Here is a 14783-nt window from a genome sequence, read left to right on the forward strand (position 1 = left end):
GGAATAGTGTCCCCGCAAGCGATGCATTTCGCCGACCCGCTGCCCCTGCAAAGCGGCGCGCAGCTGGCCGACTACACGCTGATGTACGAAACCTACGGCACCCTCAACGCGGACAAATCGAACGCGGTGCTGGTGTGCCACGCGTTGAACGCCTCGCACCACGTCGCCGGCGTTTACGCGGACGACCCGAAGAAGGTCGGCTGGTGGGACAACATGGTCGGCCCGGGCAAGCCGCTCGACACGAACCGCTTCTTCGTCATCGGCGTGAACAACCTCGGTTCGTGTTTCGGCTCGACCGGCCCGATGCACACCAACCCCGCCACCGGCAAGCCGTACGGCGCCGCGTTCCCGGTGGTGACGGTGGAGGACTGGGTCGCGGCGCAGGCGCGCCTTGCCGACAAGCTGGGCATCGCGCAGTTCGCCGCGGTGATGGGAGGCTCGCTCGGCGGCATGCAGGCGCTGGCCTGGTCGATGATGTATCCGGACCGCCTGCGCAACTGCGTCGTGATCGCGTCGACGCCCAAGCTGACCGCCCAAAACATCGCCTTCAACGACGTCGCGCGCCAGGCCATCCTGTCCGATCCGGATTATCGCGGCGGCGACTTCTACGAGCACGGGGTGGTGCCGAAGAATGGCCTGCGGGTCGCGCGCATGGTCGGGCACATCACCTATCTTTCGGACGACGACATGGCCGAAAAATTTGGCCGCAAGCTGCGCAACGCCGCCGAAAACAACGATTACAAATTCGACTTCGGCATCGACTTCGAGATCGAGTCCTACCTGCGCTACCAGGGCGACAAGTTCTCCGAGTACTTCGACGCCAACACCTACCTCCTGATCACCAAGGCGCTCGACTACTTCGACCCGGCGCGGCCGTTCAATGGCGACCTGACGCGCGCGCTGGAAGGCACGAAGGCCGAGTTCTTCCTCGCCTCGTTCACCACCGACTGGCGCTTTTCGCCCGAGCGCTCGCGCGAAATCGTGCGCGCACTGGTCGACAACCGCCGCAAGGTGACCTACGCCGAGATCGACGCGCCGCACGGCCACGACGCCTTCCTGCTGGAAGACCCGCGCTACATGAACATGGTCGGCGCCTGGTACCAGAAAATCTGGAGCCAGATCGACACCACTGCAACGGAGCGCGCATGAATTTCCAGGAACTGAGCATCGAGCGGCCCGACCTGGCCTTCATCGCGCACTGGGTGCGTCCCGGCGCGCACGTGCTGGACGTGGGCTGCGGCGACGGCGCCATGATGAGCTACCTGCAGACCGACAAGGCCTGCACCGGCTATGGCATCGAGATCGCCGACGACAAGCTGCTGGAAAGCGCGCAGCGCGGCGTCAACGTGATCCAGCAGGACATGGAAAAGGGCCTCGGCCTGTTCGGGAATAACTCCTTCGACACCGTCCTGTGTCTGCAGTCGCTGCAGATGATGCAGCACGTCGAGCCGCTGCTGCGCGACATCGTGCGGGTCGGCGCCGAGGCCATCGTTTCCTTCCCCAACTTCGCCTACTGGCCGCACCGCGTCGCGCTGGCGCGCGGGCGCATGCCGGTGTCGAAGTCGCTGCCGTACCAGTGGTTCGACACGCCCAACGTGCGCTGCGCAACCATCTTCGATTTCGAGGAACTGGCCGCCGAATGCGGCCTCGAGGTGCTCGAGCGCGTGGCGCTTGCCGAGGGCGGGCGCGTGGTCTCGGTGATGCCGAACCTGCGCGGCAGCCTGGCGGTATTCCGGCTGCGGAAGAAGGCCCGTCCATGACCGCCGTGCCGGCCTCGCCAAGCTGGCGCAGCTTGCTCAGCACGCGCATGCTGGCGGTGCTGTTCCTCGGCTTCAGTTCCGGCCTGCCGCTGTTCACCTTGATCTACCTGATGCAGGCCTGGCTCGCCAAGTCCGGCGTCGACATCAAGGCGCTCGGCCTGTTCGCGCTGGTCGGCTTCCCGTACACCTTCAAGTTCCTGTGGGCGCCGTTCATGGACCGCTTCAGCGTCGGACGGCTGGGCCGGCGCCGGGGCTGGATGGCGCTGACCCAGCTGGCGCTGTTCGGCGTGATCGGCTCGATGGGCATGCTCGATCCGCACACGCAACTGCCGCTGATCGTGGCCGCCGCCGGCCTGATGACCTTCCTGTCGGCCAGCCAGGACATCGTGATCGATGCGTATCGCCGCGAGATCCTGGCCGACAACGAGCAGGGCTTCGGCGCCGCGGTGATCGTCAACGCCTACAAGGCCGCCGGCCTGGTGCCCAGTGCGCTGGGCCTGATCCTGGCCGACACCTTGCCGTGGTCCAGCGTGTTCTGGGTGGTCGGCGCCTTCATGCTGCCGGGCTTCGTCTGCACCTTGCTGGCGCCCGAGCCGCAGGTGTACGGCGCGCCGCCGAAGAACATGCAGGAAGCGATCGTCATGCCGTTCCGGGAATTCATCGCCCGCGACGGCTGGCGCCAGGCATTGATCATCGTTGCGTTCGTCCTGCTGTACAAGATCGGCGACAGCATGGCCACCGCGCTGGCGACCAAGTTCTATCTGGACCTGGGCTTCTCCACCACGCAGATCGGCCTGGCCGCCAACGCCACCGGGCTCTGGGCCAGCCTCGCCGGCGGCGTGGTCGGCGGCATCTGGATGATCAAGCTCGGGATCAACCGCGCGCTGTGGGTGTTCGGCGCGCTGCAGGCGCTCGCCATCCTCGGCTTCGCCTGGCTTGCGCACGTCGGCCCCAATCCGCTGCTGCTGGCCGCGGTGATCGGCTTCGAATCGTTTGCCAGCCTCGGGCTGGGCGCGGCCGCGCTGGTGGCCTTTATTTCGCGCTCGACCGACCCGCGCTACACCGCTACTCAATACGCATTGTTCTCCAGCTTGGCGGCCGTTCCGCGCACCTTCATGAACTCGATGACCGGCTTCATCGTCGCGCAAACCGGCTGGTTTGTATTCTTTATCGTGTGCTTCGCGCTGGCGATTCCTGCGATGATGATGCTGCCGAAAATCGCACCATGGAACAAGCAATGAAGACACTCAAGCAGATCGTTTTAGCCGCCACGCTGTGCGCCAGCTTCGGCGCCGGCGCCGCGCAGGCCCCGGTGGTACAGGACGGCATCCAGGTCAAGCCGCTGCCGTCGTACCGCGTGTTCGCGTCGGAAGAAAAGCTCGAACGCGAGTCCCAGCTGCAGTATGCGCAGCTGATGTCGAAGGCGAACGAAAAGCATGCGCTCGCGCCCGACAACAATCCGCAGCTGATCCGCCTGCGCGCGATCGCCAAGCGCATCATCCCGTACACCGCGCGCTGGAATCCGGACGCCGCCAAATGGAAGTGGGAAGTCAATCTGCTGGGCTCGAAGCAGGTCAATGCATTCTGCATGCCGGGCGGCCGCATCGCCTTTTTCAGCGGCATCCTCGACACGCTCAACCTGACCGACGATGAAATCGCCGCCATCATGGGCCACGAAATCAGCCACGCGCTGCGCGAGCATGGGCGCGCGCGTCAGGTCAAGAATACCGGCACGCAGATTCTCGCGCGGCTGGGTGGGGCCGCTGCCGCGGCTTACTTCGGCATCGACCCTCGTCTGACGGACTCAATGGCGCAGCAGGCAGGACAAGTTGTAGCGCTGAAGTTTTCACGCGACGACGAGCGCGAAGCGGACCTGATCGGTCTCGACCTGGCATCGCGCGCCGGTTTCGATCCGCGCGCGGGCATCGTGTTGTGGAAAAAGATGGCCGCGCTGAACAAGCGCCAACCGCTGACGTTCCTGTCGACGCACCCGAGCGGCGCCAATCGGATAGAACTGATCAGCGAGCACATGAACGTGCTGCTGCCGCTGTACGCGCGCTCCAAGAGCACCAGCGTGGCGCAGTTGCCGCCATACCGGACCACCGCGCTTCCGAACTAGGCGATGGGACGGCAAGCAGAAAAAAACGCCTTTGTGCCGCTGCCGATTCTGCGCGGCGTGGCGCCCAGCTACCTTTGGCTGCCGCAGGGCCGCTGGGACGGCATGCTGGCATTCCTGGTCGACCAGTTCCCCGCGGTTGATGAAGCCTCGTGGCGCGACCGCATGGCGCGCGGGCAGGTGGTCGACGGCGCCGGCACGCCGCTGGCGCCCGACAGCGCCGTGCGTCCCGGCGCGCGCATCTGGTACTACCGCGAGCTCGAGGCCGAGACGCCGATCCCGTTCGAGGAAAGGGTCCTGTTCCAGGACGAGCACCTGGTGGTGGTCGACAAGCCGCACTTCCTGCCGATGACGCCGACCGGCCGCTTCCTGCGCGAGACCTTGCTGGTGCGGCTGAAGGACAAGCTGGCGCTCCCCGACCTGACGCCGATCCACCGGCTCGACCGCGAGACCGCCGGCGTCGTCGTGTTCTCGGCCAGCCAGCGCTCGCGCGGCGCCTACCAGTCGCTGTTCCAGAAACGCAGCGTGAAAAAAGTGTACGAGGCGCTGGCCGCCCCGTTGGCGCTGGACTATCCGCATTTGCACCGCAGCCGCATGGTCGACGCCGACCAGTTCTTTCTGATGAAGGAAGAGCAGGGCGAACCGAATTCGGAGACCATCGTCGAGATGATCGAGATGCGGGGAGAGCTGGCGCTCTACCGCCTGCATCCGCACACGGGCCGCAAGCACCAGCTGCGCGTCCACATGGCCTCGCTGGGCGCGCCGATCGTCAACGACGCCTTCTACCCCGTCGCGCTGCCGTGCAAGGGCGACGACTTCACGCGCCCTCTGCAACTGCTGGCGCGCTCGATCGCCTTCCCCGATCCGCTGACCGGCGAGCAGCGCGAATTTTTCAGCCAGCGGACGCTGGCATTGTAGGGAATCGGGTCAGGTCCGCCGGAGCGACGGGGACGCCGAGTCCCCCGGCGTATCGGCGCCGTCCGCTAAAAGGCGATGGCTTGCAGCTTGGTCGTCGGGCTGTGTTGCCAAGGAATGCGATATGCGCCTCCAGTCACTAGGGCGGAATGCGCAATCACCTGTGGCCACCACTTGGCGAGGCGTGCCGACTGCAGCCAGAAGGTGTGCTTGGACCACTGTGCGTCAAGGATTAATACCGGGTGGCCAGCTCTTCGGATCGCCTCGCGCTCGGCGCCGTGTTGTTTCCTGAAACGATCGATGGAAACGATATACCAGGGCCCGTCCTATGCAAGGTCGCCGATCCATGCGATATCCTCGGCATCGCGCGCGAACCGATCGGTAAGATGGAGAACTTGTTCCACTTCGGGGGTGATTCGCGACAGCTCGCGAATGCCGTGCGCCAGATGCTTCGATAAATTGTTATCGAAGAAGAACTTCAAGCGGCAAGTCTCTCTTCAAATTCAACAGCCTCGCTGACCATATTCGGAGTCAAATCGAATATTCGCGCCACCATCCCTTTGTCGCGACCTTCGGCCAGATAGGACGCATAGATCGTGTCGGTCGGCACGCCCGCGTTGGCGACGACCGGTGTGCCAAATTGCAGTGCCGGGTCCAGGACGATGGTTTTGCGTTTGCCGAGCGGATACCAGCGAATGGCTCCGTCTTGGCCGTATTCAATGCCCGCATACAGCGAGGGCTTGATGATGTCCGAGAAAACGAATTGCTTGCGCAGGACATCGATCATCCTTGGTTCGCCGGTTTCCTCTTCGACCGCCTGCAGAAATATGCGTTTGCCGTCCGTCAGAAACTGTTTATTCGTGAGGGGGTAAGTTTGGCCGAAATCACGCGAAGCTGATTCGACGGTGGCGCGAATCACTTTGAAGTCCACGCCATGACGAACAAACGCGGAAACCATTCGAAGCTCCAGCAGATCCCGAAAGCCGATGACATCCCCCGGCAACCCCTCATTTTTGAGTTGGGTCTCCCAAAGTGGAAGCGAGCGCACCGGTTCATCTTTGTACCGGCGCGAATATCCCATAACCCAACGGCGCAACGCGCGCGGATCAGCCCCGATCAGCCGTGCGGCTTGATTGAGTGGATAAATGCCAGTGCCGATTATTTCCATGTGGCGGTCTCAGGCCAAGGTGCGGGCGCCCGGACGGGCGCCTTCGACCAGAGTGCCATTGTTTCGAGAGGCAGTCAAATGGATGACGCAGAGCGGCGCCGGAACCTCGTCGCGCTTCACTCGAGGTGGTAGTCGATGATCAGCGGAGCGTGATCGGAGAAGCGCTCGTCCTTGTAAATCGAGACGGCCTTCGCTTTCGCCGCGATGCCTGGCGTTGCGACATGATAGTCGATGCGCCACCCGACGTTCTTGGCCCATGCCTGCCCGCGGTTGCTCCACCAGGTGTACTGCTCTTCGCGCTTGTCCAGGCCGCGGTGCACGTCGACGAAACCGACTTCGTCGAAGATGCGGGTCAGCCACGCGCGCTCTTCCGGCAGGAAGCCGGAGTTCTTCTTGTTGCCCTTCCAGTTCTTCAGGTCGATCTCGTTGTGCGCGATGTTCCAGTCGCCGCAGATCACCACTTCGCGGCCCTCGGCCTTCAGTTCCAGCAGGTGCGGCAGGAACGATTCCATGAAACGAAACTTGGCTTCCTGGCGCTCCGGCGACGACGAGCCGGACGGGCAGTACACCGAAATGATCGTCAGGTTGCCGAAATCGCAGCGGGTGTAACGGCCTTCGGCATCGAATTCGGCGCAGCCGAAACCGATGCGCGTGGCGTCCGGCTTGCTGCGGCTGTACACGCCGGTGCCGGAGTAGCCCTTCTTCTCGGCATAGTGGAAATGGCCGTGATAGCCGCCCGGCATCAGGAATTCCTCGGTCATGTCGCCGTGCTGCGCCTTCAGCTCCTGCACGCAGATGAAATCGGCATCCTGCGCCGCCATCCAGTTGAAAAAGCCTTTTTTGTGGGCGGAACGGATTCCGTTGAGGTTGGCGGAGATAATTTTAGGCATGGTTCCAGAGGCAAAAGAAGGAGGGCGCGTGCGCTGAAGGTGGCGCCGGATTAAAATACAGCCACTTTTTATCGGACAGGGGTCATCGTGGACAATTTGCGGCAACAGTTTATCGCGTTTTCAGTCTCGGCGGGAGTGTTGCGCTTCGGGGAGTTCACCACCAAGGCGGGGCGCCTGTCGCCGTACTTCTTCAACGCGGGCCTGTTCCACGAAGGCGCCACGCTGGCCCAGCTGGCGCAGTTTTACGCGCAGACGCTGCTCGACTCCGGCGTCAAATTCGACATGCTGTTCGGGCCGGCCTACAAGGGCATCACGCTGGCCTCGGCCACCGCGGTGGCGCTCGCGGGCAAGGGGCGCAACACCTCGTTCGCCTTCAACCGCAAGGAAGCCAAGGACCATGGCGAAGGCGGCACCATCGTCGGCGCCAAGCTGCAGGGCAAGGTCGTCATCATCGACGACGTGATTTCGGCCGGCACCTCGGTGCGCGAATCGGTCGACATGATCCGCGCCGCCGGCGCCGAGCCCTGCGCGGTGCTGATCGCGCTGGACCGGATGGAGCGCTCGGGCACGGACGGTGCGCTGTCGGCCAGTTCGGCGGTGCAGGAAGTGAGCCGCGAGTTCGGCATCCCGGTCATCTCGATCGGTAACCTGGACGATTTGTTCAGCTATTTGTCGCGCGAAGGCGCCGACCCGCAACTGGCGCAGCACAAGGATGCGGTGGCGGCCTACCGGACGCGCTACGGCGTTTAAATATGCGTAATTGCGCATAATTTCTACTGCTAAATCTTTAAGTTATTCGTTCTGGTGTTGAGCGGCTAGATGGCGAAGCATAATGAGGCTTGATATGTTTTCGCATGAACTCGCGACGACGGCGCACGACGCCCCAAGATCCTGGTCTGACACATTTGCTGGAACTGGATGGGACAATCGAAAGTCAAACAGGTTCGGGCTATTGGACTAGGATTGAGGTGCGCCGCGTAAGACTGAGTAATGCACGTCCGTTTGGACTCAAGTACAGTTTGACTTTGCACGCGCCCGGCGGGGAACGACTGATCGGATTCGATAATGCGCATCCGGTCCCGTCCAAGGGTAAAGAAAAGCTTCGGCTTGCATGGGATCATTTTCATCGCGGCAGGTTCGAGACTCCAGTTCCTTACGAATACCGCGGAGCGGATCGATTGTGGTTCGATTTTCTCAATGAAGTAAGGCGGGTGCTCAAGGAGGTGAATGATGAGCAAGTCCATTAAGATCGGTATTGCGTCCGTTCCAGAGATGCATGCGAGGACGCAGGCAGTGGTTGCGGGTACGCGCAAGGTTCTGCCCGATGAGCCGAAAATTTGGTTCCCTTCGATTCGCGACGCGACGCGGGTCGTCTCCGACGAAAATATGGCCATGCTGCGCGTGCTGCGTGAGCAGAAGCCGGAATCGGTAGATGCGTTGGCCCACGCGATGGGCAAGCCTGTCAGCGAAGTCGCTGAATCGCTTCAAACAATGGCGAACTTCACGCTCGTGAAGCTCACGCGCAAGGACGGAATTGTCGTCCCTGTGGCGACATGCGATCACGTTTCAATTGAATATAACGTGAACTAAAGTGCCTCGCGCGCGGTCAAATTGACATGGTCAATTTGAATCTGACCCGCCAAAGAAAACGGCGACCCTCGGGTCGCCGTTCTGGTAAGCGCCGCTGATTTAGCCGGCCAGCTTCTTCTTCAACAGCTCCGTCAACTGCGCCGGATTGGCCTTGCCCTTCGACGCTTTCATCGCCTGGCCGATCAGCGCGTTGATCGCCGCTTCCTTGCCCGCGCGGTACTGCTCGACCGACTTGGCGTTCGCCGCCAGCACTTCGTCGACGATCGCTTCCAGCGCGCCGCTGTCCGAGATCTGGCGCAGGCCCTTCTGGTCGATGATCCTGTCGGCGATCATTTCGTCGTTCGATTTCGCTTCCCACATCGCCGCGAACACTTCCTTGGCGATCTTGTTGGAGATCGTGCCGTCGGCGATGCGCACCAGCAGCAGCGCCAGCTGCGACGCTTCCACCGGCGAGTCGGCGATGTCGACGTTCTCGCGGTTCAGCGTCGAGGCGACGTCGCCCATCAGCCAGTTGGCCGCGGCCTTGGCATTCTGCTTGCCGGCGATCGCCACCACCGCCTCGAAGTACGCGGCCAGCTGGTGCGACGAGGTCAGGATCAGCGAATCGTATTCGGGGATGCCGTAGTCGCTCACAAAACGCGTGCGCATCGCCGCCGGCAGTTCCGGCATGTCGGCCTTGACGCGCGCGATCCACTCTTCGGAAATCTCGAGCGGCGGCAGGTCCGGATCGGGGAAGTAGCGGTAGTCCTGCGCGTCTTCCTTGGTGCGCATCGAGCGCGTTTCCTTTTTGTCCGGGTCCCACAGGCGCGTGGCCTGCACGACCTTGCCGCCGTCTTCGATCAGCTCGATCTGGCGCCGCACTTCGTACTGCACGGCCTCCTCGATGAAGCGGAACGAGTTGAGGTTCTTGATCTCGCAGCGGGTGCCGAATTCCTTCTGGCCGACCGGGCGCACCGAGACGTTGACGTCGCAGCGGAACGAGCCTTCCTGCATGTTGCCGTCGCAGACACCAAGCCACACCACCAGCGAATGCAGCGCCTTGGCGTAGGCTACCGCTTCTGCGCCGCTGCGCATCTCCGGCTCGGACACGATCTCCAGCAGCGGCGTGCCGGCGCGATTGAGGTCGATGCCGGTCATGCCGTGATAGTCCTCGTGCAGCGACTTGCCGGCGTCTTCCTCGAGGTGGGCGCGGGTCAGGTTGATGGTGCGCGTCTCGAACTTGCCGTCCTTTTCAAAGCCGAAACTGACCTGGCCGCCGATGACGACCGGATCTTCGAACTGGCTGATCTGGTAGCCCTTCGGCAGGTCGGGGTAGAAGTAGTTCTTGCGCGCGAAAATCGACTGCGGCGCGATCTTCGCGTTGACGGCCAGGCCGAAGCGGATCGCGCGTTCGACCGCGCCCTTGTTCATCACCGGCAGCACGCCCGGCAGCGCCAGGTCGACCGGGCTGGCCTGGGTGTTCGGCTCGGCGCCGAACTGGATCGAGCTGCCGCTGAAGATTTTCGAATTGGTCGTGAGCTGGACGTGGTTCTCAAGACCGATGACGACTTCCCATTGCATAGTGTTCTCTCTTCTTCTCTAGCGGGTTCAGACGCCGGCAGGCGCGCGCGTGTGCCAGTCGGTGACCTGCTGGTACTGGTGGGCGATGCCCAGCAGCTTCGCTTCCGCAAAATAGTTACCGATGATCTGCAGGCCGACCGGGCGCTTGCCGTTCTTCTCGCCCTGGCCGAAGCCGCACGGGATCGACATGCCGGGCAGGCCGGCCAGGCTGGTCGACAAGGTGAAGATGTCGGCCAGGTAGGCGGCGACCGGGTCGTCGGTCTTCTCGCCCAGGTCCCAGGCGACGGTCGGCGCGACCGGACCCATGATCACGTCGCAGGTCTTGCCCAGCGCGGCCTGGAAGTCTTCCGCGATCAGGCGCCGGATCTTCTGCGCCTTCAGGTAATAGGCATCGTAGTAGCCGTGGCACAGCACGTAGGTGCCGACCATGATGCGGCGCTGGACTTCGCGGCCGAAGCCTTCGGCGCGGGTCTTCTTGTACATGTCGGCCAGGTCCTTGTACTCGCTGGCGCGGTGGCCGTAGCGCACACCGTCGAAGCGCGACAGGTTGGACGAGGCTTCGGCCGGGGCGATGATGTAGTACACCGGGATCGACTGCGACGTCTTCGGCAGCGAGATGTCGACCAGCGTGGCGCCCAGCCTGACGAACTGCTCCAGCGCGGCGCGCACGGCGGCTTCGACGTCGGCCGCAAGGCCTTCGCCGAAGTATTCCTTCGGCACGCCGATGCGCAGGCCGGCCAGCGGCGTGTGCAGGTCGCGCGCGAAGTCTTCGCGCATGTTGCCCTGGGCCGCGGTCAGGCAAGTCGAGTCGCGCTCGTCGAAGCCGACCATTTCGTTGAGCAGCATCGCGCAGTCTTCGGCCGTCTGCGCCATCGGGCCGCCCTGGTCGAGCGAGGAGGCGAAGGCGATCATCCCGAAGCGCGACACGCGGCCGTAAGTCGGCTTGATGCCGGTGACGCCGCAGAACGCCGCCGGCTGGCGGATCGAGCCGCCGGTGTCGGTGGCGGTGACGGCCGGCGCGATGCGCGCGGCGATCGCCGCGGCCGAGCCGCCCGACGAGCCGCCCGGCACGGCCAGCTTGTCCCACGGGTTCTTGACGGCGCCGAAAGCGGAGTTCTGGTTGGTGGAGCCCATCGCGAATTCGTCGCAATTGAGCTTGCCCAGGGTGACCATGCCGGCCGCGTTGAAGCGCTCGACGACGGTGGCGTTGAACGGGCTGACGTAATTGGCCAGCATCTTCGAGCCGGCGGTCGAGCGCCAGCCTTCGGTGACGAAAATGTCCTTGTGGGCGATCGGCACGCCGGTCAGCGGGCCGGCGCTGCCGGCGGCCAGGCGCGCATCGGCGGCGGCGGCTTGCGCCAGCGTCATGGCCGGATCGATGTGCAAAAAGGCGTTCAGGTCGCTGGCCTGGGCGCGCTGCAGGTAGTGCTGCGCCAGTTCGGTGGCGGAGACCTGCTTCGCGTGCAGCATGTCGGACAGCTGTTTGATGGTTTTAGTATGCATGGCTTCGAGTTCGGATTCGTCGGGGGCGTGTTATTCGATCACTTTCGGCACGAGGTACAGGCCATCCTCGGTCTTCGGCGCCGGCGCCTGGTAGTCGTCGCGGCGGTTTTGCTCGGTGACGACGTCCTCGCGCAGGCGCAGCGGCAGGCTGCCGAGGTAGGCGGCGAGCGGCTGTGACAATGGCGCCACGCCGTCGGTGTCGATCGCCTGCATCTGCTCGGCCAGGGCGAAGATGCCATTCAGTTCACCCAGCGCGGTCTCGGCGTGCGCGTCGTCCATATCGAGTTGGGCCAGGTTGGCGATCCGTTTTACGTCTGAAAGAGTCAGGGACATGGCAAATAACGCGGCGCGGGCCGCGGTCGTCTGGTTGAGGAAAGTGAAGAAGTTTACACAACGCCGCACTAAAAGATCGTAAAAGCTTGGCAATGCCGCCGATCTGGCTCGGCACGGCAGTCTGCGATTGAGAGGCTTTTCGGCATTTAACGGGCAAATTATAAGGTAGAATGGCGGGCTAATGCGTTGCCGGCGCCGAAAACGGGCTGTCGCAGCATATAAAGACCATGTCCGCACCGCCCGGCGGGCGACGTGGCGAGCGTCACCGATGACCCTTTTTTAAAAAGCTTAGGCGCAGCGTTTGCGCATCAGGACACACATGTTTGGTTTTTTACGCAGCTACTTTTCGAATGACCTGGCGATCGACCTCGGAACCGCCAACACCCTGATCTACGTGCGCGGCCTGGGCATCGTCCTCGACGAGCCATCGGTCGTCGCGATCCGCCAGGAAGGCGGCCCTAACGGCAAGAAGACCATTCAGGCAGTGGGCAAGGAAGCCAAGCAGATGCTGGGCAAAGTGCCGGGCAATATCGAGGCGATCCGCCCGATGAAGGACGGCGTCATCGCCGACTTCACCGTCACCGAGCAAATGCTCAAGCAGTTCATCCGCATGGTGCACGACTCGAAGTTCTTCCGTCCTTCGCCGCGCATCATCATCTGCGTGCCGTGCGGCTCGACCCAGGTCGAACGCCGCGCGATCCGCGAATCGGCGCTCGGCGCCGGCGCCTCGCAGGTGTACCTGATCGAAGAGCCGATGGCCGCGGCAATCGGCGCCGGCCTGCCGGTCTCCGACGCGACCGGCTCGATGGTGGTCGACATCGGCGGCGGCACCACCGAAGTGGGCATCATCTCGCTGGGCGGCATGGTCTACAAGGGTTCGGTGCGCGTGGGCGGCGACAAATTCGACGAGGCGATCGTCAACTACATCCGCCGCAACTACGGCATGCTGATCGGCGAGCAGACCGCCGAAGCGATCAAGAAGGCGATCGGCTCGGCGTTCCCGGGTTCGGAAGTCAAGGAAATGGAAGTCAAGGGCCGCAACCTGTCCGAAGGCATCCCGCGCTCGTTCACCATCTCGTCGAACGAGATCCTCGAAGCGCTGACCGACCCGCTGAACAACATCGTCTCGGCGGTCAAAAACGCGCTCGAGCAGACCCCGCCGGAACTGGGCGCCGACATCGCCGAAAAGGGCATGATGCTGACCGGCGGCGGCGCGCTGCTGCGCGACCTGGATCGCCTGCTGATGGAAGAAACCGGCCTGCCGGTGCTGGTGGCCGAAGATCCGCTGACCTGCGTGGTGCGCGGTTCGGGCATGGCCCTCGAGCGCATGGACAAGCTCGGATCGATCTTCTCGTACGAGTAATATGCGGCTTCGGGGTCTGGTCCCGCGGACCTGGCCCCATTATTGGAACACATGGAATACAGTCCTCCGCCACTCTTCAAGCAAGGCGCTCCTGCCCGCGTCAAGGTGACGGTATTCGCATTCATTTCGATCGCATTGCTGATGCTCGACGCGCGCCTGCACGTGCTGGCCACGGTGCGTCAGGCTGCCGGCACCGTGCTGTACCCCTTCCAGATGGCAGCCCTGATGCCGCGCGACGCGTTCGCCAACATGGGCACCTACTTTTCCACCTTGTCGTCGTTGCAGCGCGAAGTGCGCGACCTGAAAAGCCAGCAGGTCGCGGTCGCGCAGCAACTGCAGGCGGCCCAGCTGCAGATGGCCGAAAACGCCCAGTTGCGTAAATTGATGGGCGCGCGCGAGCACCTGCCCGTCAAATCGATGATGAGCGAGATCCTGTACGACGCGCGCGACCCGTCCACCCGCAAGGTGGTGCTGGACCGCGGCACGCGCCAGGGCGTCGCGCTCGGCCTGCCGGTGATCGACAACGCCGGCGTGGTCGGCCAGGTCACGCGCGTGTTCCCGTTCACGTCCGAAGTGACCCTGCTGACCGACAAGGAGCAGGCGATTCCGGTGCAGGTGCTGCGCAACGGCCTGCGCAGCGTCGCCTACGGCCGCGGCCAGTCAGGCCTGCTCGATTTGCGTTTCATGGCGCCGAACGCCGATATCGTCGTCGGCGACGTGCTGATCACCTCCGGCATGGACGGCGTGTATCCGGCCGGCCTCGCGGTGGCGCGGGTGGTGCAGGTAGAAAGCAGCGCCGGCGGCGTGTTCGGCCGCGTGGTGTGCCAGCCGCTGGCCGGCATCGATCGCCATCGCCAGCTGTTGATCCTGATGGCGGCGCCCGACGTGCTGCCGCGTCCTCCGATCGAAGCGCCCAAGGTGGTCGGCAAGAAGCAGGGCCTGCCGAAAATGACGCCGCTGGAGAACGTGCCGCCGCTGCCGCCGAAAGCCTCGCCGGCGACTGCCGCTCCGGCTGCGCCGGCGCCTGCCGCGGCGCCCGCGCCCGAAAAGAAAGCCGCGCCATGAACCGCCCTCATTACATCCTGCAGCCCGTCAGCCCGCTGTTCATCGCGGTCAGCCTGACCGGCGCCTTCATGCTCAACCTGTTCCCCTGGGGGCACTGGGTCGGCGCGCCCGATTTCGTCGCGCTGGTGCTGGTCTTCTGGGGCATCCACCAGCCGCGCAAGGTCGGCATCGGCATCGCTTTCTTCATGGGCCTGATGATGGACGTGCACGATTCGACCCTGCTGGGCGAGAACGCGCTGGCCTACACCTTGCTGTCCTACCTGGCGATCATGATTCACCGGCGCGTGCTGTGGTTCCCGGTGATGACCCAGGCGGTCCACGTATTCCCGCTGCTGCTGTTCACCCAGGCGATCCAGGTCGCGGTGCGCTTTTTCGTGTCCGGCAAATTTCCCGGCTGGCTGCAGTTCATCGAAAGCGCCGTGGCGGTGGCCCTGTGGCCCGTCGTGACCTGGCTGCTGCTTGCGCCGCAGCGCCGCGCGGTCGACAAAGACCACACCCGGCCGATTTGATCCGGCTCCCG

General features: G+C 63.7%; 17 protein-coding genes. 11 read left to right on the plus strand and 6 right to left on the minus strand.

Annotated features, from left to right (window positions below):
• Window positions 1-21: 21 nt before the first annotated feature.
• From metX to AC1D02_RS00110, 5 genes are read left to right on the plus strand one after another with little or no spacing between them, the layout of a single operon-like run.
• Window positions 22-1149 carry a homoserine O-succinyltransferase MetX gene (gene metX, locus AC1D02_RS00090; protein WP_477312443.1) on the plus strand — a complete coding sequence of 376 codons (1128 nt, stop codon included), beginning with the start codon at window positions 22-24 and terminating at the stop codon, window positions 1147-1149.
• A complete protein-coding gene (metW, locus tag AC1D02_RS00095; RefSeq protein WP_477312445.1) occupies window positions 1146-1760 on the plus strand; it encodes a methionine biosynthesis protein MetW in 615 nt (204 codons plus the stop codon). Before metX ends, metW begins: the two co-directional genes overlap by 4 nt.
• Window positions 1757-3001, plus strand: a complete 1245-nt coding sequence (locus AC1D02_RS00100) for an AmpG family muropeptide MFS transporter (RefSeq protein ID WP_477312447.1) — start codon at window positions 1757-1759, stop codon at window positions 2999-3001. The genes metW and AC1D02_RS00100 overlap by 4 nt, the downstream gene beginning before the upstream one ends.
• The gene (locus AC1D02_RS00105) at window positions 2998-3879 is read left to right on the plus strand and encodes a M48 family metallopeptidase (RefSeq protein ID WP_477312449.1); all 882 of its coding nucleotides are present in this window, start codon (window positions 2998-3000) and stop codon (window positions 3877-3879) included. The genes AC1D02_RS00100 and AC1D02_RS00105 overlap by 4 nt, the downstream gene beginning before the upstream one ends.
• A gap of 3 nt (window positions 3880-3882) precedes the next feature.
• The gene (locus AC1D02_RS00110) at window positions 3883-4794 is read left to right on the plus strand and encodes a pseudouridine synthase (RefSeq protein ID WP_477312451.1); all 912 of its coding nucleotides are present in this window, start codon (window positions 3883-3885) and stop codon (window positions 4792-4794) included.
• A 323-nt stretch (window positions 4795-5117) separates the two neighbouring features.
• Here the strand turns inward: AC1D02_RS00110 and AC1D02_RS00115 are convergent, their stop codons facing one another.
• From AC1D02_RS00115 to AC1D02_RS00125, 3 genes are all read right to left on the minus strand, one after another.
• Window positions 5118-5273, minus strand: a complete 156-nt coding sequence (locus tag AC1D02_RS00115) for a PIN-like domain-containing protein (RefSeq protein ID WP_477312453.1) — start codon at window positions 5271-5273, stop codon at window positions 5118-5120.
• Window positions 5270-5959: a DUF433 domain-containing protein gene (locus AC1D02_RS00120; RefSeq protein WP_477312455.1), complete on the minus strand. Its 690-nt coding sequence runs from the start codon at window positions 5957-5959 to the stop codon at window positions 5270-5272. Before AC1D02_RS00120 ends, AC1D02_RS00115 begins: the two co-directional genes overlap by 4 nt.
• 116 nt (window positions 5960-6075) lie before the next feature.
• On the minus strand, window positions 6076-6849 hold the full coding sequence (locus AC1D02_RS00125) for an exodeoxyribonuclease III (protein ID WP_477312457.1): 774 nt from the start codon (window positions 6847-6849) through the stop codon (window positions 6076-6078).
• 87 nt (window positions 6850-6936) lie between these two features.
• Here AC1D02_RS00125 and pyrE point away from each other — a divergent pair, with 87 nt between their 5' ends.
• The 3 genes from pyrE (at window position 6937) to AC1D02_RS00140 (ending at window position 8439) form a co-directional block, all read left to right on the plus strand.
• The gene (pyrE, locus tag AC1D02_RS00130) at window positions 6937-7599 is read left to right on the plus strand and encodes an orotate phosphoribosyltransferase (RefSeq protein ID WP_477312459.1); all 663 of its coding nucleotides are present in this window, start codon (window positions 6937-6939) and stop codon (window positions 7597-7599) included.
• A gap of 104 nt (window positions 7600-7703) precedes the next feature.
• A complete protein-coding gene (locus AC1D02_RS00135; protein WP_477312461.1) occupies window positions 7704-8096 on the plus strand; it encodes a toxin-antitoxin system TumE family protein in 393 nt (130 codons plus the stop codon).
• Window positions 8077-8439: an HVO_A0114 family putative DNA-binding protein gene (locus tag AC1D02_RS00140; protein ID WP_477312463.1), complete on the plus strand. Its 363-nt coding sequence runs from the start codon at window positions 8077-8079 to the stop codon at window positions 8437-8439. The genes AC1D02_RS00135 and AC1D02_RS00140 overlap by 20 nt, the downstream gene beginning before the upstream one ends.
• Before the next feature lie 99 nt (window positions 8440-8538).
• Here AC1D02_RS00140 and gatB read toward each other — a convergent pair whose 3' ends face one another.
• Genes gatB through gatC form a run of 3 tightly spaced genes read right to left on the minus strand, consistent with a single transcriptional unit; the run spans window position 8539 to window position 11835 of the window.
• Window positions 8539-9999: an Asp-tRNA(Asn)/Glu-tRNA(Gln) amidotransferase subunit GatB gene (gene gatB, locus AC1D02_RS00145; RefSeq protein WP_477312465.1), complete on the minus strand. Its 1461-nt coding sequence runs from the start codon at window positions 9997-9999 to the stop codon at window positions 8539-8541.
• Window positions 10000-10026: 27 nt separating this feature from the next.
• Window positions 10027-11502, minus strand: coding sequence for an Asp-tRNA(Asn)/Glu-tRNA(Gln) amidotransferase subunit GatA (gatA, locus tag AC1D02_RS00150; protein WP_477312467.1), 1476 nt, complete (start codon window positions 11500-11502; stop codon window positions 10027-10029).
• Between the two features lie 30 nt (window positions 11503-11532).
• Window positions 11533-11835 carry an Asp-tRNA(Asn)/Glu-tRNA(Gln) amidotransferase subunit GatC gene (gatC, locus tag AC1D02_RS00155; protein WP_477312469.1) on the minus strand — a complete coding sequence of 101 codons (303 nt, stop codon included), beginning with the start codon at window positions 11833-11835 and terminating at the stop codon, window positions 11533-11535.
• Between the two features lie 319 nt (window positions 11836-12154).
• On the opposite strand from gatC, the gene AC1D02_RS00160 reads away from it, so the two are divergent.
• From AC1D02_RS00160 to mreD, 3 genes are read left to right on the plus strand one after another with little or no spacing between them, the layout of a single operon-like run.
• Window positions 12155-13198, plus strand: coding sequence for a rod shape-determining protein (locus AC1D02_RS00160; RefSeq protein WP_018057985.1), 1044 nt, complete (start codon window positions 12155-12157; stop codon window positions 13196-13198).
• Between the two features lie 51 nt (window positions 13199-13249).
• The gene (gene mreC / locus AC1D02_RS00165; protein WP_477312471.1) at window positions 13250-14263 is read left to right on the plus strand and encodes a rod shape-determining protein MreC; all 1014 of its coding nucleotides are present in this window, start codon (window positions 13250-13252) and stop codon (window positions 14261-14263) included.
• Window positions 14260-14772 carry a rod shape-determining protein MreD gene (gene mreD, locus AC1D02_RS00170; RefSeq protein WP_477312473.1) on the plus strand — a complete coding sequence of 171 codons (513 nt, stop codon included), beginning with the start codon at window positions 14260-14262 and terminating at the stop codon, window positions 14770-14772. The genes mreC and mreD overlap by 4 nt, the downstream gene beginning before the upstream one ends.
• The last annotated feature ends 11 nt before the right edge of the window (window positions 14773-14783 follow it).

Source organism: Massilia sp. P1_C10, from assembly GCF_056406475.1.